At 31.6% G+C, this 23,593-nt stretch carries 16 protein-coding genes and 2 pseudogenes; 11 read left to right on the plus strand and 7 right to left on the minus strand.

Annotated features, from left to right (window positions below):
* Positions 1–12: 12 nt before the first annotated feature.
* The 3 genes from HMPREF2576_RS08680 to HMPREF2576_RS08690 all read right to left on the minus strand — a co-directional run bounded on the left by HMPREF2576_RS08680 (position 13) and on the right by HMPREF2576_RS08690 (position 4,361).
* Positions 13–1,953 (minus strand): fructose-specific PTS transporter subunit EIIC, encoded by a 1,941-nt coding sequence (locus HMPREF2576_RS08680; protein WP_070856302.1) that lies wholly within the window; start codon positions 1,951–1,953, stop codon positions 13–15.
* Positions 1,954–2,037: 84 nt separating this feature from the next.
* A complete protein-coding gene (locus HMPREF2576_RS08685; protein WP_070856305.1) occupies positions 2,038–3,909 on the minus strand; it encodes a BglG family transcription antiterminator in 1,872 nt (623 codons plus the stop codon).
* Between the two features lie 317 nt (positions 3,910–4,226).
* The gene (locus tag HMPREF2576_RS08690; RefSeq protein WP_001831873.1) at positions 4,227–4,361 is read right to left on the minus strand and encodes a beta-class phenol-soluble modulin; all 135 of its coding nucleotides are present in this window, start codon (positions 4,359–4,361) and stop codon (positions 4,227–4,229) included.
* 299 nt (positions 4,362–4,660) lie between these two features.
* Between HMPREF2576_RS08690 and HMPREF2576_RS08695 the strand changes: the two genes are divergently transcribed.
* Entirely contained in the window at positions 4,661–5,440 is a 780-nt protein-coding gene (locus HMPREF2576_RS08695) for a (S)-acetoin forming diacetyl reductase (protein ID WP_001831826.1), read from the plus strand.
* 480 nt (positions 5,441–5,920) lie between these two features.
* Here the strand turns inward: HMPREF2576_RS08695 and HMPREF2576_RS08700 are convergent, their stop codons facing one another.
* The 3 genes and pseudogenes from HMPREF2576_RS08700 to HMPREF2576_RS08710 form a co-directional block, all read right to left on the minus strand.
* Complete coding sequence (locus HMPREF2576_RS08700) at positions 5,921–6,835, minus strand: DUF1672 domain-containing protein (protein WP_002487793.1); 915 nt, start codon at positions 6,833–6,835, stop codon at positions 5,921–5,923.
* Positions 6,836–6,938: 103 nt separating this feature from the next.
* Positions 6,939–7,855, minus strand: a pseudogene (locus tag HMPREF2576_RS08705) (DUF1672 domain-containing protein).
* Between the two features lie 204 nt (positions 7,856–8,059).
* On the minus strand, positions 8,060–8,563 hold the full coding sequence (locus HMPREF2576_RS08710) for a hypothetical protein (RefSeq protein ID WP_001831854.1): 504 nt from the start codon (positions 8,561–8,563) through the stop codon (positions 8,060–8,062).
* 336 nt (positions 8,564–8,899) lie between these two features.
* On the opposite strand from HMPREF2576_RS08710, the gene HMPREF2576_RS08715 reads away from it, so the two are divergent.
* From HMPREF2576_RS08715 to HMPREF2576_RS08755, 9 genes and pseudogenes are all read left to right on the plus strand, one after another.
* On the plus strand, positions 8,900–10,138 hold the full coding sequence (locus HMPREF2576_RS08715) for an ArgE/DapE family deacylase (RefSeq protein ID WP_070856306.1): 1,239 nt from the start codon (positions 8,900–8,902) through the stop codon (positions 10,136–10,138).
* A gap of 486 nt (positions 10,139–10,624) precedes the next feature.
* Complete coding sequence (locus tag HMPREF2576_RS08720) at positions 10,625–12,148, plus strand: M4 family metallopeptidase (RefSeq protein ID WP_002486087.1); 1,524 nt, start codon at positions 10,625–10,627, stop codon at positions 12,146–12,148.
* Between the two features lie 515 nt (positions 12,149–12,663).
* Complete coding sequence (locus tag HMPREF2576_RS08725; protein ID WP_001831858.1) at positions 12,664–13,125, plus strand: arginine repressor; 462 nt, start codon at positions 12,664–12,666, stop codon at positions 13,123–13,125.
* Between the two features lie 338 nt (positions 13,126–13,463).
* Positions 13,464–14,699, plus strand: coding sequence for an arginine deiminase (gene arcA, locus HMPREF2576_RS08730; protein WP_070856308.1), 1,236 nt, complete (start codon positions 13,464–13,466; stop codon positions 14,697–14,699).
* A 104-nt stretch (positions 14,700–14,803) separates the two neighbouring features.
* Positions 14,804–15,811: an ornithine carbamoyltransferase gene (gene argF, locus HMPREF2576_RS08735; protein WP_001831886.1), complete on the plus strand. Its 1,008-nt coding sequence runs from the start codon at positions 14,804–14,806 to the stop codon at positions 15,809–15,811.
* Between the two features lie 262 nt (positions 15,812–16,073).
* Positions 16,074–17,477: an arginine-ornithine antiporter gene (gene arcD, locus HMPREF2576_RS08740; protein ID WP_002486091.1), complete on the plus strand. Its 1,404-nt coding sequence runs from the start codon at positions 16,074–16,076 to the stop codon at positions 17,475–17,477.
* Positions 17,478–17,707: 230 nt separating this feature from the next.
* Positions 17,708–18,394, plus strand: a pseudogene (locus tag HMPREF2576_RS08745) (Crp/Fnr family transcriptional regulator).
* 291 nt (positions 18,395–18,685) lie between these two features.
* Positions 18,686–19,444 (plus strand): alpha/beta hydrolase, encoded by a 759-nt coding sequence (locus HMPREF2576_RS08750; protein WP_002469038.1) that lies wholly within the window; start codon positions 18,686–18,688, stop codon positions 19,442–19,444.
* A gap of 253 nt (positions 19,445–19,697) precedes the next feature.
* Positions 19,698–20,864, plus strand: a complete 1,167-nt coding sequence (locus HMPREF2576_RS08755) for a CapA family protein (RefSeq protein WP_070856310.1) — start codon at positions 19,698–19,700, stop codon at positions 20,862–20,864.
* 346 nt (positions 20,865–21,210) lie between these two features.
* On the opposite strand, the gene HMPREF2576_RS08760 is transcribed toward HMPREF2576_RS08755, so the two are convergent.
* Positions 21,211–22,860: an alpha-keto acid decarboxylase family protein gene (locus HMPREF2576_RS08760; RefSeq protein WP_002456741.1), complete on the minus strand. Its 1,650-nt coding sequence runs from the start codon at positions 22,858–22,860 to the stop codon at positions 21,211–21,213.
* Between the two features lie 171 nt (positions 22,861–23,031).
* Here HMPREF2576_RS08760 and HMPREF2576_RS08765 point away from each other — a divergent pair, with 171 nt between their 5' ends.
* Positions 23,032–23,478, plus strand: a complete 447-nt coding sequence (locus tag HMPREF2576_RS08765) for a MarR family winged helix-turn-helix transcriptional regulator (RefSeq protein ID WP_001831825.1) — start codon at positions 23,032–23,034, stop codon at positions 23,476–23,478.
* Positions 23,479–23,593 lie beyond the last annotated feature (115 nt).

A 23,593-nucleotide genomic window follows, 5' to 3' on the forward strand; every position in this document is an offset into this window, starting at 1 on the left:
TCATACGCTCCTTTATATCTCTTTTAAAATATTAAATATTTCATCACGACTTTGAGCATGAATTAACTCATCACGCGTATTATCTTTCATGAGCGTTCGTGATAACCGTTGTAGCAGTTTTAAATGTGTATCGTTATTATCATTGGGAACTGCAATAAGAAAAATGAGCTGAGGATTTGATTCATCTAGACTTTCCCACTTTACACCTGCTTTATGATTTAATACAGCGACGATAGGACGTTTAACTGCATGAGATTTAGCATGTGGTATTGCAACGTTCATTCCGATAGCAGTTGTTGACTCAGCCTCTCGTTTAAGGATTGCGGTTCTTACCTCTTCTATATTCGTAATGTAATGACGATGGCATAACTTAGTAAGTAATCTATCAATAGCTTGATCTCTTGTCATTGGTTCCTTGGTAATTTCAATGAGTGATTTATCGAACACCATATGATGTGAGAGTTGTTTGCTGTGATTAATAGATTGGTCATCAGAAAATACATTTTCAGTTCCAACAGAAGTATCATTTCCATTATTGCTTTTTGCTATAGCAGGGGTGTGACGCTTAAATAACAAGACTGTGAACATGGTTACTAAGCTTCCAACGACAACAGCTATAAAGAACCATAAAATATTACTTATTCCACCTAGTACAGCGACAATAGGACCTCCATGAGCAACTTTATCACCGACACCTCCAACCGCCGCTATTACTGAAGCAATCATCGCGCCAATCATATTGGCTGGAATGATTCTTAGAGGATCTTGTGCAGCAAAAGGGATTGCCCCTTCAGTAATACCAAATAATCCCATCGTAAATGATGCCTTACCCATTTCTTGTTCTGCTTTATTGAATTGGTGTTTACGAACAAATGTAGCTAAACCTAAACCAATCGGTGGTGTACATACTGCTACAGCAACCATTCCCATCACAGTGTAGTTGCCTTCAGTAATTAATGCAGAACCGAATAAGAATGCTACTTTGTTTACTGGACCTCCCATATCAAAAGCAATCATCGCGCCAATAATAAGAGCAAGAATAATGATGTTAGCACCTTGCATTCCTTTTAACCATGATGTTAATGCACCAAATATATTTGAAATTGGTGTGCCTATTACAAATATAAAAATGAGACCAACTATTAAAGAAGATAGAATAGGTATAATAATAATAGGCATAATAGGAGCCATAGCTTTAGGAACTTTAATCTGTTTAATCCATTTTGCAATATAGCCCGCTAAGAAACCTGCGACGATACCACCAAGGAAACCGGCTCCTGCTTCACTTCCATATAAACTACCATCAGCAGCAATGGCACCACCAATCATACCTGGAACAAGACCAGGCTTATCAGCAATACTCACCGCGATATAACCAGCAAGGATGGGAACCATGAATTTAAACGATAAACTACCAATATTTTCAATAGATTTCCAAAATGAATCTTCGGTGATAACTAATCCTTTTGGAGTGGTGTGTCCTCCAAGAGTTAAGGCAATAGCTATGAGTAAACCGCCAACGACGATAAATGGAACCATGAAGGAAACACCATTCATTAAATGCTGATATACCATTTGAATATTACTTTTATGAGGTTCTTCCTGGTCTCTAGATATATTTGAAGAAATATTTTGATCATGGTAAATTTGTGCATCTTGGTCAATCACACGTTGTATTAATTCCTTGGGTCTATGAATACCTTCACGTACACTTTCATTGATGAGAGGTTTACCATTAAACCTTGATAAATCTACCTGTCTATCGGCAGCAATGATGATTCCATCAGCTTCTTTGATTTCTTTAGAAGTGAGCACATTTTCTGCTCCGACGCCTCCTTGAGTTTCAACCTTAATATCAACGCCCATATCTTTTGCTGCTTGTTCTAATTTTTCTTGAGCCATATATGTATGAGCAATTCCATTTGGACATGATGTAATTGCAAGTATTTTCATAGTATGCACGCTCCTTTTCCTAACAATAATTGTAAACGCATACATTTAAGCATAAAAAAGAATAATTGCCGTCAATAGTGGCAATTATTCTTTAAAACGTGCATACAAAGTGTTTTTTAGTTGTAAATCATCTAAAAGACATAATTGATGGATGTCATCTTCTTCTAATTGAGCAATTGTTTGTATAATTTTACGGTTAATATTTAAATCTTTTTTATTCATTGCTAAAAAGAAAACAAGTTTAACTTCATGTTGTTTCCATGTTATAGGTTGAGAAGGTTTAAATATAATCATGTGTGATTTCAGTACTTTTTCAGGGTTGCCGTGTGGGAGTGCTATCCCTTTACCTATATATGTTGAAGATTGTTTTTCGCGATCTATGGCACTTTCTATATAGCCATCTAGAGTTGCATGATGATAATCTAAAATTTCTTTGGATTTCTCAAAAATTGGAAGAATGTGATTTGAATGATTCATTTTGAAATTGGACTCAACACTCAACTGAATTTTTGATAATATATCATCTTTTGATAATGGGTTTTGCATGTCTTTTACAAAGAATTCGATTTTTTTAGCATCTTCATCTGAAAATAAAGGTGATACTTGTATGACTTTAGGTATTTGTAAAAGTTGACTTGTATCAAAGTCGTGAGTAGTAATTAATAAGTCAATCCCTTCAAAATGATAGTTGTTAATATCTTCAAGTTTTAATGTATCTACGATCTGTATTGCATGATTAAGTTGTTTGATTTTCTCAGCAAGCAACGTTGAAATGCCTAAGCCATAATAACAAGCAATTACAACATGAATATGTGATGACTTATGGCGTTCGATAGAAGACTGAAAATGTATAGTTAAAAAGGCAATCTCATCTTCGCTTAATTGGATATTGGTATCTTGTGATAATTGTCGAATACTATCATATAGTGTATTAAAGACAAAGGGATATAGTCGTTTGATTTGACTTGTTAATGGATTATTTAGATAAACATGACTCATTAATCGCAAATATGTACGACTAAAGTGGACGTTCATATTATCTTTTAAAATTGTATCTTGTGAAAAGGGAAAACCAATATGTTGCTCCATTAATTCAATGAGTCGATCGATATAACTTTGAATAAATAGTTGTTGGATCCCTAAATCAAACTTATTGAAATGGTAGCTAATAAAAAAGGAAAAGCATTCACTTGTTTTATTGTTAAGTTGATATCCAAGGGTTTCATTGATATCTTTTATACACTTTTTCGCAATAGTTAAAGATTCTGTATCAGTGCTCCAATCTTCTTCCTCTGGTTGAGAATGTTTGATAATTAAAATTAGATGCACAAGTAATTGTTGTATTTTATTTTCAGAAGTTGATAATTGATGATTATCTATATGCTTTGAGATAATTTGTTTTATTTTTCTAGTATGGGCTTGAGGTAACTCTTGTAAAATAAGGTTTTCAACTTTAAAGTCATCGTCTGTAAGTTGATTGATATGAAGTACAGCATTACTGATACTCGTTGTACTCGCATCGATCATGATACCTTGCTTCTTTTTTATTGATAAATAAATATCAAATTTTATAGCCCACGTTTGTATACGTGTTACATAATCAATCACTTTTGATTTTGTTAAATGGTAAGTTGAAGATAGCTCTTTGATAGTGAATGTATGCTTTTCCATAAATAACCTATAAGCAATTGTGATAAGCAATTTATTCTCTTTTACAATAACTGACTCTAAAGCAGATTGTATCTCATCAGGTGTATAAAGACATGTATTTAGCATATAACCTTTAGATTGTACACTTAAAATTAATTCATTTAGAAATGTAGTATGTATAGTTTTAATATCATTACGTATAGTTCTATTAGATACATTTAACTGTTTGGCAATATCATGGCCACTTATATACGTATCTGTATAATTTAATAACAATTTGATGAGTTTGATTTGTCTATCAATCACGATTAATCACTCTTCTTTATATAAACTTTGAGAAAACGCTTTAATAATTTACTTTAATTCTATTATTAAAATTGAGCACAATCAATATGAGGGAAGATGATGAAGTATTAGAATAAATGATTTTATTAGAGAAATAGAGGGCTAAAATGATAAATTCTAAAAAGGCTATAGAATTAGTATTTTAAGATGAATAGTATAGTCACTTGTTCAACTTAATTAGCATCTACAAATACAATAAAACAAGGCAAGGACACGAATGTATCCCAGCCTTGTTTTATTGTATTTAGAAACAATGAGGTTTCATATGCTATTTTGAATTAAACAAATTTTAAAACTTGGTCAACGATTTTTGCAACTGTATCTGCAATACCGAATCCCATGTCTACCCAATCTTGTTTTACGTGTAAACCAGCGTTTACAGCGTTATGTAATGATTCAACGATACCTGACATAATATAATCCTCCCTTGTTGTTGTTTGTGATACGCTTACATAATTATTTCTAACATACACATAGATATATGTAAATGGAGTTGAGAAATTTTAACAAATTCTTTAAAAACAAAATAAAATTGAGGGCTATGAATTCGAAATATTGTGACTTCTTATAATTTGATTTATTGCAATAGATAAACATTGAAAATTTAAATGTTAATAAAATTGTGCATTTATTCACAATATATTCACATCAAATTGCGTAAATTATGATAATTTAAATATATAATCTTAAGAAATATTGAGGAGTGGTTTTGTTGAGTAACTCAAAAAAAGTAGCCGTTGTCACAGGTGCAGCACAAGGTATTGGCTTGAAAATTGCTGAGCGTCTATTTGAAGATGGATATAGCATCGCGCTTGTAGACTTTAATGAAGCGGTAGCTAAAGAGTCAGCTGAAAAATTATCAAAAGAAGGGCAAGAGGCAGTTGCTTTTAAAGCAGACGTTTCAAATCGCGATCAAGTATTTAGTGTGTTAAATCAAGTCGTTGAACACTTTGGCGATTTAAATGTCCTAGTTAATAATGCTGGTCTTGGACCAATGACACCAATTGAATCAGTAACACCTGAACAATTTAATCAAGTTGTAGGTGTTAACGTAGGTGGTGTATTCTGGGGTATCCAAGCTGCAATTGAACAATTTGATAAATTAGGACATGGCGGTAAAATTATCAATGCCACATCTCAAGCAGGTGTTGAAGGTAATGCAGGCTTATCTCTATACAGCAGTACTAAGTTTGCTGTTAGAGGATTGACTCAAGTAGCAGCACGTGATTTAGCTGAGAAAAATATTACAGTCAATGCATTTGCACCTGGTATTGTTGAAACACCAATGATGAAAGGTATCGCTGAAAAACTTGCTGAAGAAAACAACCAACCAATGGAATGGGGTTGGAAACAATTTACAGATCAAATTGCCTTAAAACGCTTATCTAAACCTGAAGATGTAGCTAATGTAGTAAGCTTCTTAGCAGGTAGCGATTCAGATTATATTACTGGCCAAACAATCATCGTTGACGGTGGTATGAGATTCCACTAAGATAAATATCAATGAGATATAAAAAAATTGAGTAAAGTTAATTCTAGAGAATTTAACATTTCTAGAATTAACTTTTTTAAGTATAAAATATAACAATCTTCCATCCTGTAAAAATAACTTAAGCTATTTAAGGTGCTTTAACTTATTAGAAAATGGTCAATATTTATTACAACAGGTATACGCTCAGAAAAATAGTTACTCTCAAATCTAGAAATGATATGAAATCTAGCAATTGCAATTATTAGATAATCTTTAGGTGAACAAAGATTGATACTTTGATTTGTTCATTGCTTTATCATTTAAACAAACATAATGATTTTAATTTTTATTAATATACATCTTAGTTAGCACCAACTGCTACTATAGAATTTGATGTGGATTCATCATCGTAAGAATCAATTTTTACCATTAACTGTAAATTTTTTATTTTTAGTATTTTGATATACCCAAAAGCCATTTATTTCAGCTATATCCATATCATTAATTTTTAAATCCGTCATGGTGGAACACCCCATACTCATTAATTTGATTGTTATTTATGTTTGGATCGTTGATTTTTAATTTGTTATTGCTAAATAATAAGTGGAATGTGAAATTATGTGGAATAGATGGCTCTTTTCTTATTTCTTTAGCCATGGATATACTATTTTTTCTAATGATTTTTTCGTCATATTCATCAAGAGTACTGAAAAGTGTAGTTGTTATTTCTGTATTAAGATACGTATCTTTTTTAGACTTTAATTGTTTCATATGCTTTCTAAAATCATCGTTACTTTCTTTAATTAAAGGTTCAAAATGTTTTCTATAATCTCGTAATTTCGTGGAACTAGTAGTAATGTAAAAGTAATTATTTTGATAACCTATATTTTGAGTTTTAGTTATTGCTTCATCGGTGAATCCAGTATAGTGATATTTATCTTCTTTATCTTTGAGGTATTTTTCTAAGTTATCCATTTTTTCCTTATTTGCTCTATACTCAAAACCGCTTAACACAGTTCCTACCATATCACTCATAGTATCTCCATTATCATTGCTTCGCATGGAGCCTTCTTCATGTATTGCTTCCTTATCAAAAAGGATGCTTGCATTAAACACAATGTCATGATCATCGCAATGAACGTAGACTTCGACGCCATCACCACTTCCTACAACATTTGTGGCTTTAACATTAAGGCTAAAATTATCTTTAAAAAATTGTTCGCCAAGTTTTTCGTATTCTTCACGATGTTTTTTCGCGTGTGCGATAGCACTTTTTTCAGCTACTGGTTGGAAACCTTGACCTTTGTATTGACTTGCGGGAATTGATTGTGATGCATAATTTTCTTCTTCATTCATTGTCGAACAACTTCCTAATATTAGTGTTGAAACGATAATTGTGGCGATTATTTTTATCATGATACACCTTTCTTTACTAATATTACATCTTAATTAATATGAAATACATTATTTAAATCAAGCCCAAAAGCTATTTAATTCAGCAATATCTCTATCATTGATTTTACTCATGTTTATGCACTCCATATTCTAATGGGTTATTAGCATCATAAAATGCGCGTGTAGAATTAATTTTTGGCTCACTTAATTGTAAAGTTATGTTTGTGTTTTCAGGTTTTTCTTTGTAATGATATAAATCATCACTTAAGAATAATAAATCTTTCTTAGAGTTATTTTTAGTGAAATCAGATTTAGTACTGAATAATGTTGAAACGACTTCAATTTTGGCTTTGAAATTTGTTGCTTCATTTGCTTTTTTCATACCTTCTTTGAAACTCTTAGAATCTTTTTTTATTAAAGGTTCATAATATTTTCTATAATTATTAATATTAGTAACGTTACCTGCTAAATAATAATACTCATTTTGATATCCAACATTCTGTGTCTTATGTATTGCTTCTTTAGTAAAACCGGTATATTGATATTTTTCTTCATTGTTTTTAAAGAACTTTGTTAAGTTATCATATTTTTCTTTTTGTGCTTTATATTCAAAACCACTTAACACAGTTCCAACCATATTACTCATGGTATCTCCATTATCATTGCTTCGCATGGAGCCTTCTTCATGTATTGCTTCCTTATCAAAAAGGATGCTTGCATTAAACACAATGTCATGATCATCGCAATGAACGTAGACTTCGACGCCATCACCACTTCCTACAACATTTGTGGCTTTAACATTAAGGCTAAAATTATCTTTAAAAAATTGTTCGCCAAGTTTTTCGTATTCTTCACGATGTTTTTTCGCATGTGCGATAGCACTTTTTTCAGCTACTGGTTGTGGAAACCTTGACCTTTGTATTGACTTGCGGGAACTTCTTCAGGAATTGATTGTGATGTATGTTTTGCTTCTTTATGCACCGTGGAACATCCTCCAATTAATAATGTTGAAACGATAATGGTAGATATCAGTTTTCTCATGATACACCTCAATATAAGATTAGTTACTTTAATTTTAACTTAATTTATAAATTATATAAATAGAATTTATAAAAGTATTGAACAAATATAACATTTTTCACATATTAGTTATATTGATTTTATAGCAATTTCAAACATATTCGAATAAAAAAATAAAAAGCTTACACAATGTAATTTGATACATGCATAAGCTTTGTCATATGATTAACGATTTTTATTCTGATTATCATTTGTTCCATGATTTTGATTGTTGGAATTATTATTTGAGTTGCCATTTTGTTGTGAATCAGATTGATTATTATTAGGTTGTGACGACTGTTGTGGTGTTGATTGTGATGGTTGATAATCTGATTGATTAGTTTTGTTCTGATTCGGTTTCTGTTTGTTATTTTCTGAAGAGTTATTTTTATTTGAACCAGACTGTTGATTATTATTTGGGTATTGATGATAGTTAGGTTGTTGTGCTGGTTGTTCAGTATCTGATTGATTATCGTTGTTATAGTCATTATTTGTTGGTTGAGTTTGGTCTTGGTGTTGATTAGTATCACGATTCTGATTTGAAGTATCATTTTGTTTATTTTTGCGATTGTGTTCTATTTTTTTATCATTCTTATTAGAATTCGTATGGTGGTTAATAGCTGCATATAATGAAAAGCCCAATGCGCATATAAGAATGATTACTACTATTGTAGCTGAAAATTTTTTCAAAGCGTATATCCTCCATCCTTTTTATCAACTATATTTTATTATAATCCTTTTTTTTATTGTAAGTAGAATTATTCTATAAAGTACATTAAAAATTCCAGATTTAATTTTCTAGTAATATATTACAAGCTAGAATTATCGTTTAACGTCTAAGCATGATGTCATGACTGAACCATTATGCTTGTTATAATAATTAAATATAAGAGATGACTTTAATAATGAATTGTATATAAGTATTGTAATGGTATTAATATAAATACACGAGATACATTGTAGGATTGAAGTTGTAATTACATTGATAAAGTTAAAGTTTTACAATTTATGAAAGGCGGTATCATGATGAGCGTATTATCTAATGAAGAAAGAGTTGAAATTTTATCCGATATAGTCTCAATAAAAACTGTAAATAGTAATGAATTAGAGGTTGCACAGTATTTTGAAAGACTATTTAGTCAGTATGGAATTCGTTCATATATAGATATTGTTGCAGACGGGCGAGCGAATTTAATAGCAACGGTTGGTTCCAGTCATCCAGTTATTGGGATATCTGGACATATGGATGTTGTATCTGAAGGAAATCATGATGATTGGACGTATGATCCTTTTACACTAACAGAGGACCAAGGCTATTTATACGGTAGGGGAGCTGCGGATATGAAGTCTGGATTAGCAGCTTTAGCCATTGCTCTTATTGAAATTAAAGAAAGTGGTAAGTTAACACAGGGAACTATTAAATTCATGGCAACAGTGGGTGAAGAAATGGAACAATCAGGTTCGCAACAGTTGTTTGAAAAAGGATATGCTGATGATTTAGATGCCTTACTCATAGCAGAACCATCATTTCCTAGTTTGGTGTATGCACATAAAGGTTCAATGGACTTTAGAATAAAATCTAAAGGACGTGCTTCACATAGTTCAATACCATTTTTAGGACAAAATGCTATTAAACCATTATTAGAGTTTATTCAAAATATAAATCAAGAATATGAAAAAATAATGCAAACAGTAAAAGGTGAGTCCTTAGATTTTTCAAATATGATTAATAAATTAGAGAATCAATTACCTAACCATATAACAAAAGAAAAAGCACAAGAGCTTATACAGGGGCTTGTTATGACAAATAGTATCGTTCAAGGTGGTACACAAGTAAATTCAGTACCAGATTTTGCTACAGCTGAATTTAATGTACGCACAATACCAGAATATAATAATAACAAAGTAAAAGCGTTATTTAATAAATATGTAGAGCAAGCAAATCACAATGGTGCTAGTTTGACTCAAGAACTTTATCTTGATTTAGAACCTGTAGTAACAACAGGTCAAAATCGCTTGGTAGAGCTAGGATTTGATATTGCAAAAAGCCATTTTTCTAACGAAAGAGATTTAATCATTACTCATACTGTAGCAGTTACTGATGCTTCAAACTTATTAAAAGGAAAAGATGAAAATTTTCCATTTTTAATGTTTGGCCCAGGAAATGGACCTCATCAAATTAATGAATGCGTTGAAAAAGTAAATTATTTAGAATTTGTTGAATATTATATAGAGTTTATCACTTCATATTTAAATGAAAAGTAATACTTTTTTATTCAAATAGCAGTGCTTCACAAATGTTCTGAGTCATACGGTAAATATTGTGTTGGCTCACATAAAAAAGAAGTAAAATAATTTTGACTTTAGGCAAATTTGTCATTTGAGCAGTTGAACAACAATAATAATCTATATAAACATAGTCCAAAATGTATTTCTATACAAATACACTTTGGACTATTATTTTAAGCTGTTCGAAAAATTAGAGTTGTTAGCAACAAAGTAATGCCACACAAAACTTCTTTGTGATTATAATTTTAATAAATATAATTTTGTATAATAAAAATAAACGATTTCAACAGAACAAAGATAAAATAATAACATATGCTAATATAAAAATAAACGATTTATTTATATTTAAAAAATATAAGTGATAAATATGTGAATCAAATGATATTTTCATTTACTTTTCTGAAAATTTTAATTATTATTATATAGTAAGTTGTTTTTCATTAATTTATAGGAGGTAATAAAATGAAGAATTTTTCTAAATTCGCACTTACAAGTATTGCTGCATTAACTGTGGCAAGTCCTTTAGTCAATACGGAGGTTGACGCTAAGGATAAAGTATCAGCAACTCAAAACATCGATGCGAAAGTAACCCAAGAATCTCAAGCAACTGACGCATTGAAAGAGTTACCAAAATCTGAAAATATAAAAAAGCATTACAAAGATTATAAGGTCACTGATACTGAAAAAGATAACAAAGGATTTACGCATTACACATTGCAACCGAAAGTGGGCAACACGTATGCACCAGACAAAGAAGTAAAAGTTCATACGAATAAAGAGGGTAAGGTAGTTCTTGTCAATGGTGATACTGATGCTAAGAAAGTTCAACCTACGAATAAGGTATCGATAAGTAAAGAAAGTGCCACAGATAAAGCTTTCGAAGCAATAAAAATTGACCGTCAAAAAGCTAAAAACTTAAAAAGTGATGTCATCAAAACCAATAAAGTTGAGATTGATGGAGAAAAAAATAAATATGTATATAACATAGAAATTATTACAACTTCACCAAAAATCTCTCATTGGAATGTGAAAATTGACGCTGAAACTGGTCAAGTGGTTGATAAATTAAATATGATCAAAGAAGCAGCTACTACAGGTACAGGTAAAGGTGTACTAGGTGACACGAAACAAATTAATATTAATAGTGTCAGTGGTGGCTATGCACTACAAGATTTAACTCAACAAGGTACACTTTCAGCTTACAATTACGATGCGAATACTGGTCAAGCTTACTTAATGCAAGATAAAGATAGAAATTTTGATGATGATGAACAACGTGCAGGTGTAGATGCAAATTATTACGCTAAAGAAACGTATGACTATTATAAAAATACTTTCGGCCGAGAATCATATGATAATCAAGGCAGCCCAATCATTTCACTCGCACATGTAAATAATTTCCAAGGTCAAGATAACAGAAACAATGCGGCTTGGATTGGTGATAAAATGATTTACGGTGACGGAGATGGACGTACATTTACAGCGCTGTCTGGTGCAAATGATGTTGTTGCACATGAAATTACACATGGTGTAACACAGCAAACTGCTAATCTTGTTTACCGTTCTCAATCAGGTGCATTAAATGAAAGTTTTTCAGATGTATTTGGTTACTTCGTTGATGATGAAGATTTCTTAATGGGTGAAGATGTATACACACCTGGTGTAGGCGGAGATGCCTTAAGAAGTATGTCTAATCCAGAGCGTTTTGGACAACCATCTCATATGAATGATTTTGTTTATACAAATTCTGACAACGGAGGCGTACATACGAATTCAGGTATTCCGAACAAAGCAGCTTACAATACAATTCGTAGTATTGGTAAACAACGTTCTGAACAAATTTATTATAGAGCATTAACTGTTTATTTAACTTCAAATTCTGATTTCCAAGATGCTAAAGCATCATTACAACAAGCAGCACTTGATTTATATGGCGACGGTATTGCTCAACAAGTAGGTCAAGCATGGGACAGTGTTGGTGTGTAAGCGAACCGTTTTAAAATAAAAATATGTTAACAAGTATCTAAAAAATGAATTTTTAAAAGCCTTAACAAAGAAGAAGTAATGTTAAATATTTACAATTATTAAAGCCTTAATCGAAATGAGTGTTGACTTAATTTCCACTCAGCCTGAGACAAACTTAACTGTCTCAGGTTTTTTTATTTCATCATAAGAGTGAACTAAAGTCATCAAGATTTTTCAAAAAAATACAAAGCTCCTTATTGCACCTTGAGGTAAGGCTACGGTTTGTCTAGCGTAAGTGTGACCGCATAGTAATAATGATATAAAACCTACTAACAATAAAAAGGAAATATAGATAAAATGATAATTAAATAAATAGATTAATTTTAAATTTGAATGTATGTTTACGTACTTTGTCACAAACGACATAAAAATTCTTATAATTTTCAACAATAAAATGATAAAGTATAATTAAATAAAAAGAGATTTTAATTTATAAATTAAAATAAATCAGTTATCTATAGGAGGTTGATCATTCAATGAAAAAGAGTAAACGACAAGATTTAGTAACTATGATTGTTAAGCAAAATCACATTTATAAAAAAGCAGATATTATTGATTACATTGATGATCACTTTGGTGTACGTTATAGCATGACTACTATTGCGAGAGATTTAAGAGAACTTCATATTTATCGCCTGCCTGTGAAGGCAAATCAATATGAATACAAATTACTTACGCAACAATCTCAATTAGACTCAAGAGTAAGACTAAATGATTATATAGAAACAGAAATTATTAACACTATGATTAAAGAATCGTATATACTAATAAAGACGACACCAGGATTTGCACAAAGCATAAATTATTATATTGATCAGTTACAACTGAAAGAGATTATAGGAACGATAAGTGGTAATGATACAATTATGATTCTTACACATTCCCAGTCTATAGCTGAATATGTCTATTACAAAATATTTAATCATAATTATTCATAAAAATTTATAAATTTGTCCATTATAAATATATCCTGGTAAGCGTATACATCGTTTATCAGGTGTTTTTTTATTTCAATAAATATGAGTGTTGTTATTTGACTAAGTATTCAAAATTATGAATAAAAAACTTTTATTCATAAAGATGTAAAGGTTCATATTACTCAAATATTCATTTTTTCAACGAAAGTATGCAATAGTAATGTATATTCAAACACAATTATGTATTGAATAACCAAATGTTGCGAAACTTTTTACATTTAGCATGTGATAATCATCACGAACTAAGTTATTGATCAGTTTTATACTTATAATGTAGCGAAGAAAAGGAGGAAATGAGTATGACAAATGGACCTATTCAAGTTAACAGTGAAATCGGCAAACTAAAGACGGTATTACTTAAAAGACCAGGGAAAGAATTAGAAAACTTAGTGCCTGATTACTTAGATGGATTATTGTTTGATGATATTCCATTTTTAAAGGTAGCTCAACAAGAGCATGATCATTTTGCTCAAGTTCTTCAAGATGAAGGAATAGAAGTGCTTTATTTAGAAAAATTAGCAGCACAAAGTATAGAAGATTCAAATGTCAGAGAGCAATTTATAGATGACGTTTTAGCAGAATCTAGAAAAACTATCCTAGGTCATGAAAAAGAAATAAAAAAACTCTTTTCAACTTTGTCAAATCAAGCATTAATTAATAAGATTATGGCTGGCGTACGCAAAGAAGAAATACAACTTGAATCGACACATCTTGTAGAGTACATGGATGATAAATATCCGTTTTATCTTGACCCAATGACTAATCTATATTTCACACGTGATCCTCAAGCTTCAATTGGTAGAGGTATGACAGTAAATCGTATGTTTTGGAGAGCGAGACGCAGAGAATCGATTTTCATTTCATATATTTTAAAACATCATCCTAGATTTAAAGATGAGAATATTCCTTTATGGGTGGATCGTGACTGTCCGTTCAACATTGAAGGTGGAGACGAACTGGTGTTATCTAAAGATGTACTTGCAATAGGGATATCTGAACGTACTTCTGCACAAGCAATTGAACGTTTAGCACGACGTATTTTTAAAAATCCGTTATCTACTTTTAAAAAGGTGGTGGCGATTGAGATTCCAACTAGTCGAACATTTATGCACTTAGATACTGTTTGTACAATGATTGATTACGACAAATTCACTACACATTCAGCAATTCTTAAATCAGAAGGAAACATGAATATATTTATTATCGAATACGATGATAAAGCTGAAGATATCAAAATCCAACGTTCCAGTCATCTTAAACAAACATTAGAAAAAGTGCTCGATGTTGATGAAATTACATTAATACCAACTGGAAATGGTGATATCATCGATGGTGCTCGTGAACAATGGAATGATGGTTCGAATACTTTATGCATCCGTCCCGGTGTGGTTGTAACTTATGATCGTAATTATGTTTCTAATCAATTGTTACGTGAGCATGGTATCAAAGTTATTGAAATTCCTGGAAGTGAACTTGTACGTGGTCGAGGAGGCCCTCGATGTATGAGTCAACCATTAATAAGAGAAGATCTATAGATATAAGATAGGGTGTTGAATAGATATAGCTTGAACATCACGAAATACATTCACTTATGCTATTAAATTTGATAGCGACTTATAAAATGAAAGGGGCGCATCCCATGAAAAACATCAAGAAACCCTTTGATTTAAAAGGTAAGTCATTGCTAAAAGAGTATGATCTTACAGGTGAAGAATTTGAAGGTCTAATCGATTTTGCTATGACATTAAAAAAATATAAACAACAAGGCACACCACATCGATATTTAGAGGGTAAGAACATTGCTTTACTCTTCGAAAAGACATCTACTCGGACGCGTGCCGCATTTACAGTCGCATCTATTGATCTAGGTGCACACCCTGAATTTTTAGGGAAAAATGATATTCAATTAGGAAAAAAAGAATCTGTTGAGGATACTGCTAAAGTTTTAGGCAGAATGTTTGATGGAATTGAATTTAGAGGTTTTTCACAAAAAACTGTTGAACAATTGGCCGAATTCTCTGGAGTACCAGTATGGAATGGGTTAACTGATGATTGGCATCCTACACAAATGTTAGCTGATTATATGACAATTAAAGAAAATTTTGGATATTTAAAAGGCATCAACCTAACTTATGTAGGAAACGGACGTAATAATGTTGCACATTCGCTTATGGTGGCGGGTGCGATGCTTGGCGTAAATGTACGTATTTGTACACCCTCATCATTAACACCGAGAGATGTATATTTTAATATTGCTAAAGATCAAGCGTCTAATTATGGAGGTTCAGTTAAGATGACTGATAACATTCATACTGCTGTCAAAGATGCAGATGTTATTTATACTGATGTTTGGGTATCAATGGGTGAAGAAAGTGAATTCGAAACACGTATTCATTTATTGAAAGACTATCAAGTTAATAGAAAAATGCTTAATTTAACCGGTAAAGTAGATACGATATTTTTACATTGTTTACCAGCTTTTCATGATACACAAACAGAATATGGGCAGAATATTTTTGAAAAATATGGCTTAACTGAAATGGAAGTGACAGACGAAATCTTTAGAAGTGAGCATTCTAGAGTGTTTGATCAAGCTGAAAATCGAATGCATACGATTAAAGCCGTGATGGCAGCAACTTTAGGCTAGATTTACTACAAGAAAAATAATTAGGGATAAGATCACGTGTATGCTTCATTAAATAAACGAATATTTAATTTTGCAAATATTGTCACATAATAAAAATAACTTTTTTCAAAATCATGTTTAGAGGCTGATATAGAACTTCTGACAATGACTATCAAAGATGTGTCGTTACTCATCTATATCTTTCCGCTATACATCTATATATGCATGTGTATTTTAAAAGGCATATACGTTTTCAATCCCTCCTTCTAAAGGAGAAATGAATATGAATGACACAGGAGATAAAAGATTAAGTCGAACATCATTAATCGGTCTTGTTATAGGTTCGATGATTGGTGGCGGTGCTTTCAATATTCAATCTGATATGGGAGGCCACGCTGGAGGATTAGCAATTATAATTGGATGGTTGATTACTGCTATAGGAATGATTTCATTAGCACTTGTCTTTCAAAACCTAACTAATGAACGATCTGATTTAGATGGTGGTATTTATAGTTATGCTCAAGCAGGTTTTGGTGATTTTATAGGATTTGCAAGTGCTTGGGGATATTGGTTCTCAGCTTTTTTAGGTAATGTCGCATATGCAACGTTATTAATGTCTTCTATAGGGAACTTCTTTCCAATATTTAAAGGGGGCAACACATTTCCTAGTATCATAGTGGCATCAATATTATTGTGGAGTGTGCACTTTTTAATATTAAAAGGAGTTGAGACGGCTGCTTTAATCAATAGTATTGTCACTATTACAAAATTAATTCCTATCTTATTAGTGATTATATGTATGATTGTAGCCTTTAATTTTAATACATTCAGGATAGGTTTCTTTGGAATGGATGGATATGGATCATTATCATTTCATTTCGCTAATACGATGTCACAAGTTAAAAGTACGATGTTAGTGACAGTTTGGGTATTTATTGGTATTGAAGGTGCTGTTGTATTCTCCGGAAGAGCTAAAAATAAAAAAGATGTTGGAACTGCCACTGTTATCGGACTTATTTCAGTATTGCTCATTTACTTCTTGCTGACTGTATTAGCACAAGGTATTGTGATTCAAAATCATATTTCTAAACTTGAGGCACCATCAATGGCACAAATTTTAGCTTATATAGTTGGTGATTGGGGAGCAACATTTGTCAATATTGGTCTTATTATTTCAGTATTAGGTGCATGGCTAGGTTGGACATTACTCGCCGGAGAGTTGCCTTTTATTGTAGCTAAAGATGGTTTGTTTCCTAAGTGGTTTGCAAAAGAAAATAAAAATGGGGCACCTATGAACGCCTTATTCATTACTAATGTATTAGTTCAAATATTCCTTATTAGTATGCTGTTTACCAAAAGTGCTTATCATTTTGCATTTTCTCTCGCGGCAAGTGCTATACTTTATCCATACATGTTCAGTGCGTTTTATCAGGTGAAATATACAATAGAATACAAGTTAACTGCAACGCCTAAACAATGGATTATAGGAATTCTAGCATCTATTTATGCAATTTGGCTGGTTTACGCGTCAGGTATAGATTATTTGTTACTTACCATGTTGCTCTATATCCCGGGGATTATCGTCTATGTTGTTGTTCAAAAAAATAATCAAAAGCGACTTACACAATTTGACTATATTTTCTTCGGTCTTATCGTTATTTTAGCATTGATAGGGTTATTACGATGATGTAATTCATATTTCTAAATGTTATAGATATTGATTAATCATGAGTTAAAAAGGGAGTTTAATCGATAAAAAATCAAAGAAAGAAAAGTATATAAAATATTTGATATATAAACTATTGGTATAATAAGAACAGTGGTTCATGGGTATATACAGAATTGTAATAAATTTTAAATCGGAGATATTTTAGCATCCTCTTTGACCATAGTCTAAGGCAGTAAGGAGTTATTTTTATGACTGGAAATCAAATGTTTTGTAGAGAAAATGAACTTGATGAAAGTTTTAAACAATTAGCATCTTATATCAATATTCCTGTAGGCGTATTACTGCCATTTAAAAGTCAATGTTTTGTGAGACATTACAACAAAGGACAAATTGTCTACTATTCGTCTGATGAAACCACGCATATTTATCTACTCTAAAAAGGTAATATTATGAGAGAAAATTTTAATTTGAATGGTGATGTATATCGATATCTGAATAGAGAAAAAGTGCTCTTTCCTTTAAATAACTTATTTCAAGATAAAGTTCCTAATGAAATGTGTACAGCCCTAACAGATTGCGAAATGATTGGAATACCAAGAGATTTAATAGAATATTTATGCAAAAATCACGAAGAGATTTTTGTGAAATTATTCTCCTTATTAAGCGAAACACAGTGTCAACATATTGAATACAATATGGCTTTAACGAGTAAATTAGCTAAAGAACGCGTGACTAAGATTTTACGTTACCTATGTCAAACAGTAGGTTATGATCATGACGAGTTTTATGAAATTAAGCATTTTATGACAATACAGTTATTGAGTGATATGGCAGGAATATCTAGAGAAACGACGAGTCATATCATAAATGAACTTAAAGAAGAGAAAATACTCTTTAAAAACAGTAAAAATTGGTTGGTTAGTAAAGACTTATAATGAGTGCGTATCACTCATACATAATTGAAAATAAGCGATGGTCGGATAGATTTTTATGAAATCATTCACTATCGTTTTTTTATTTCATGATTTATTGTTTTAGAAATACATCATATTTAAAGGTTAGACAATCGATACTGAATCAACTTGTTTAATATAGAGAATAAAATTTTAGTTCCGCATTGGAAAGTATAGAAATTTATATAATCTATAGTCAAAGTTGCGTTTTTTCTATAAATTAATGAAAAGAATAAGTAAAATAATAGATAATACAGTAGAGGAGTGACATATATGGCTTTAATAACAATGAATTACAATTCACCAACGATAGGAATGCATCAAAATTTAACGATTATTTTACCGGAGGATGTAACATTCTTTGATAGTTCAACAACAGCGAAACAATTGCAATCAATGTTGTTATTGCATGGATTGTCTAGCGATGAAACAACTTACATAAGATATACAAGTATCGAGCGTTATGCAAATGAACATCAACTTGCGATTATAATGCCTAACGTCGATCATAGTGGCTATGCAAATATGGTATATGGACATAGTTACTATGATTACATATTAGAAATTTACGAATATGTACATCAAATTTTACCACTATCTAGAAAAAGAGAAGATAATTTTATTGCAGGACATTCAATGGGCGGTTATGGAACGATTAAATTTGCGCTAACTCAAAGTGATAAATTTGCTAAAGCTGCACCACTTTCAGCAGTTTTCGAAGCACAACGTTTCATTGACTTGGATTGGACTGATTTTTCCCCTCAATCTATCACAGGCAACAATACTCAAATTAAAGGTACAGAACTCGATACGTACTACTTACTTGATCAAGCCATCGATGCTAATGTAGATATTCCTGAATTGTTTATCATGTGTGGTAAAGAAGACTTTTTATATCATGATAACCTTCAATTTATTGAGACATTAAATAAAAAAGGGGTTTCTTATAAGTTTGAAGATGGTCCAGGAGATCATGATTATGCTTATTGGGATAGAGCTATTAAACGTGCGATTAAGTGGTTTGTCCAGTAATGATACAAAGGGTTGAATTTGGATATTTAGGCGGACATCTTATTAAACGAATATGAAAATGATTGTTACTCGTCTTAGTATTTTCACTTATTGATTTTGTGCGGTGTTACTGTTAATCCAGATGAAAGGTAAGTCAACTATAGTTATTTATTAAAATCGACATGTTCACATATCGTATATTGTTTATTAAAGTGTATAGCGATATGATGAAAATAAATACAAAGGTTTATAGAAGGAGAGAAAGTATTAGAAAATGAAAACAGTATCTAAATATTTTGTATATATGATGATATTAGTTACGTTTTTCATAGTTGTTAGTGGGTGTTCGATTAATCAATCTTTTAGCGATAAACAAAATACAAATAAAACAATACGTGTGGTTGCTGTAGGTGATAATTTAATTCACCCAGTTGTATATAAAGATGCACAAATTACGGGGAATAGTTTTGATTTTAAACCTATGTATCAACCAGTAAAAAAAGACATTCAAAACGCAGATATTTCTTTTGTTAATCAAGAATCACCATTAGGTGGGGATGATAGGCCTTATTCAGGATTTAAAAACTTTAATACACCGAGTAGTATTGCTCAGGATTTAGTAGATACTGGCTTTAATTTTGTAAACGGTGCAAACAATCATGCCTTAGATCAAGGAGAGCAAGGTGTAAGAAATCATATTCATACTTGGAACAAATTTAAAGATCAAGTTTTGTTCACGGGTGTATATGAATCAGAACAAGCACACCGTCAAATTCCTATTAAAACAATTAAAGGTGTGAAAGTTGCTTTATTAAGTTACACATTTGGTACAAACGATCATCAACCAACTCATGATTATACGGTAGATACGTTTGATGAAAATAAAATTAAGCAAGATGTTAAGAAAGCCAAACAACAAAGTGATGTAGTACTTGTTTCAGCACATTGGGGTAATGAAGGTAAGCATCAGCCTAACGCCACTCAAAAAAAATATGCACAAATTTTCGCTGATGCAGGTGTTGATGTAGTTTTAGGTACACATCCTCATGTGATTCAACCAGTAAAATGGGTTGACGGTAGAGAAGGGAATCGTACACTCGTAGCATATTCATTAGGGAATTTCTTGAACGGTCAGTCAACAGGGAATGAAAGTAATGATTTATTAGGACGGATAGATTTTAAAATTAGTAAGAAAGATAAACAGTTTCAAGTTCAAGATGTGAAGTGGAGAAGTATGGTGAATTATTACGAATTAACTCAACACCAAAACCAGTTCCTTAAGTCGAACTTTAAAGTGATGATGCTAGATGACTATAATGACAAAGATGCCACTCATCATGGTCGCAATCAAATGGATAGTTCTTCGATGAGCCCTGCACACTTACGAGATATCACACGTTCAGTTATTGATAAACAATATTTAGACACTCGGAGTTTATAGAGAATTCAAGTAAGCCTCACATTAAAGAATGTGCAGGCTTATTTGTATATTTGGAATTTTTAACTTGGAAGTTAAAACAAATTCTAAAACTATAGCAATGGCTAAAGATATGATTAAGTTCATTAAAAAAGGTGTCTTAAGAATGATTTATTAGAATCATAAATGTTTGTGATTATTCATACATGTTACTTTTAATCGATATAAAATATAACGTTAAATGAATGTTGTTTCACGGGAAACGTCATTTTTTAAGTTTCAACTTCTATAAAGATATATTTAACACCCGTATAACTAGAGAATTATACGGGTGTTTGAATTGCTTATATTATAGAATTTTAAAAAGATATTAAGATGATTTGTTTTGTGATGCGAATGCTTTAGCTATATTACTTAATTTAACTGGTGCATCTTCAACAGCCATTTTCACTTCTACAAAGTGCATGCGATCACTATTAGATTTAATATTTTCGAAGGTGAGCATGAGTTCTTCTGAAGTGTTTACATCATGAACTAAAACATTGTCACCACCAAATACAGAAGGTAATGATTTGTAATCCCACATGCGAATGTCATTGTAAGGTTCTTTCATACCATGAATCATTCTCTCAACTGTATAACCATCGTTATTAATTACAAATATCACAGGGTTTAAATTTTGACGAATCATTGTAGATAATGATTGAACAGTTAATTGTAGTGATCCATCACCAATTAATAGAATGTTTCGACGATATGGATTTGCAATTTGTGTTCCTAGCGTTGCTGGTAGTGTATAGCCGATAGATCCCCATAATGGTTGCCCGATAAAAGTATTATCTTTGTACAAGGCTAAGTCATAAGCACCAAAGAATGATGTACCTTGTTCAGCGATTAAAATATCATCTTGTTGTAAAAAATCTTGCATCATATTGAAATAAGTCTCTTGAGTTAATGGCTGATCACTAAGTTCGTAATTGTGTGATTGTGGTCTCTCATATTGTGGGAAATCATTAGTGTTTTTGTAGTGAATATACTTATTTAAACCATTTAATATATTTGGTAATGAAAATGCTTCGATGCATGTATCATTAATTTTAAATTCATTATGATTTAGCATAATCACTTCATTAATATCAAATTGATATGAGAACCCAGCTGTTGCAGAATCTGTTAATTTAGCACCAATATTCAAAATAGCATCACTTTGATTAACATAATCTTGAATATCTTGTTCTGCTATTGAACCATCAAAGATACCCATATAATAAGGATTTTCTTCATTAAATGCACCTTTACCTAAAGATAACTGAACAACTGGAATTTGAGTTTGATTAACGAATTGTTCGAGTTCTTTATGCAGATGGAAACTATTTATTTCATGTCCTGTAATAATGACAGGTTGTGATGCCGATTCAAGTTTGTCTTGAACCATATTGATATAACTTTGAACGTTTTTTTGTGGTTCGACTTCTGGTTTGAATGGGTTTGAAATTTCAATCTCTGTTAGTGCGACATCAATAGGTAAATGAATGTGAACTGGACGACGTTGTTGAAGCGCCGTATTGATTACTCTTGGAATTTCTGTGGTAGCATTATCAGGTGTAATATAAGCTTGCGCTGTTGTAATAGGCTCAAACATTTTTCTATAATCATCAAAAGTTCCTTCGCCAAGGGAATGGTGAACGTATTTGCCTTCTTGTTCTACAGCTCGAGTAGGTGCCCCAGTGATGGCAATAACTGGCACACGCTCAGCATAAGATCCAGCGATTCCGTTGACAGCACTTAATTCACCCACTCCAAATGTTGTTACCATTGCACCGATGCCATTAATACGTGCATATCCGTCGGCAGCATAACTTGCATTAAGCTCATTTGTATTACCAATCCATTTAATATCATTATGTGCAATAATATCGTCTAAAAAGGCTAGATTAAAATCTCCTGGGACACCAAAAACTTTGTCAGCACCTGCTGAATAAACCGCGTCCATTAAATATTGTCCTACGCGTTGTTTCATATATAATTCCACCTTTGATTTCTTTTATCTTACAAGTATCATATTAACGTCAATTTGAAATAAAGTCAACTAAGTTGACCTATTAAAAGTTTGAACAGTTTCTGAAATATATGACTATCAGTCAAAAGTTTATTATAATAACGATATTGAATAAAAAAAGGATAGTGTTAAATGTCTAAAAATAAAAATGATTACGAACATATGCTGTTTTACTTCGCGTATAAGACTTTTATTACTACAGCGGATGAAATTATTGAGCAATATGGCATGAGTCGCCAACATCATCGATTCTTATTTTTCATTAATAAATTACCGGGTATAACAATTAAAGAACTTTTGATTACGCTTGAAATATCTAAACAAGGATCGCATGCAACGTTACGTAAATTAAAAGAAGAAGGTTTAATCGTCGAACAAACATCTAAGCAGGATAGACGAGTAAAAAAACTTTTTACCACTGAAGCGGGTGATGATTTAATAGGTAAGTTAAACCAAGCACAAGATGAATTAATTCAACAGACACTACAAAAAGTAGGCCATGATTGGTACGCGATGATGGAAGAACTAGCTAATTATCGTGAAGGATTCAAAACAATTGAACATTTGAAAGAAGATTAACAAAGATTTTGTAACATAAAGGTCTTAGAAGAAGAAAAAGACAATTTCTATATTTATTCAATAGAAATTGTCTTTTTTATAATTGTATAAAGAAAACCATGCGCTATGCGTATGG

The organism is Staphylococcus sp. HMSC063F05 (assembly GCF_001837075.1).
GTDB lineage: Bacteria > Bacillota > Bacilli > Staphylococcales > Staphylococcaceae > Staphylococcus > Staphylococcus epidermidis.

Excerpts from the sequence above, each read along its gene's own strand:
- HMPREF2576_RS08680 (WP_070856302.1), bottom strand. The coding sequence starts at position 1,953 with ATGAAAATACTTGCAATTACATCATGTCCAAATGGAATTGCTCATACA.
- HMPREF2576_RS08690 (WP_001831873.1), bottom strand. The coding sequence starts at position 4,361 with ATGTCAGGTATCGTTGAATCATTACATAACGCTGTAAACGCTGGTTTA.
- HMPREF2576_RS08700 (WP_002487793.1), bottom strand. The coding sequence starts at position 6,835 with ATGATAAAAATAATCGCCACAATTATCGTTTCAACACTAATATTAGGA.
- HMPREF2576_RS08715 (WP_070856306.1), top strand. The coding sequence starts at position 8,900 with ATGAGCGTATTATCTAATGAAGAAAGAGTTGAAATTTTATCCGATATA.
- HMPREF2576_RS08720 (WP_002486087.1), top strand. The coding sequence starts at position 10,625 with ATGAAGAATTTTTCTAAATTCGCACTTACAAGTATTGCTGCATTAACT.
- HMPREF2576_RS08725 (WP_001831858.1), top strand. The coding sequence starts at position 12,664 with ATGAAAAAGAGTAAACGACAAGATTTAGTAACTATGATTGTTAAGCAA.
- arcA (WP_070856308.1), top strand. The coding sequence starts at position 13,464 with ATGACAAATGGACCTATTCAAGTTAACAGTGAAATCGGCAAACTAAAG.
- argF (WP_001831886.1), top strand. The coding sequence starts at position 14,804 with ATGAAAAACATCAAGAAACCCTTTGATTTAAAAGGTAAGTCATTGCTA.
- arcD (WP_002486091.1), top strand. The coding sequence starts at position 16,074 with ATGAATGACACAGGAGATAAAAGATTAAGTCGAACATCATTAATCGGT.
- HMPREF2576_RS08750 (WP_002469038.1), top strand. The coding sequence starts at position 18,686 with ATGGCTTTAATAACAATGAATTACAATTCACCAACGATAGGAATGCAT.
- HMPREF2576_RS08755 (WP_070856310.1), top strand. The coding sequence starts at position 19,698 with ATGAAAACAGTATCTAAATATTTTGTATATATGATGATATTAGTTACG.
- HMPREF2576_RS08760 (WP_002456741.1), bottom strand. The coding sequence starts at position 22,860 with ATGAAACAACGCGTAGGACAATATTTAATGGACGCGGTTTATTCAGCA.
- HMPREF2576_RS08765 (WP_001831825.1), top strand. The coding sequence starts at position 23,032 with ATGTCTAAAAATAAAAATGATTACGAACATATGCTGTTTTACTTCGCG.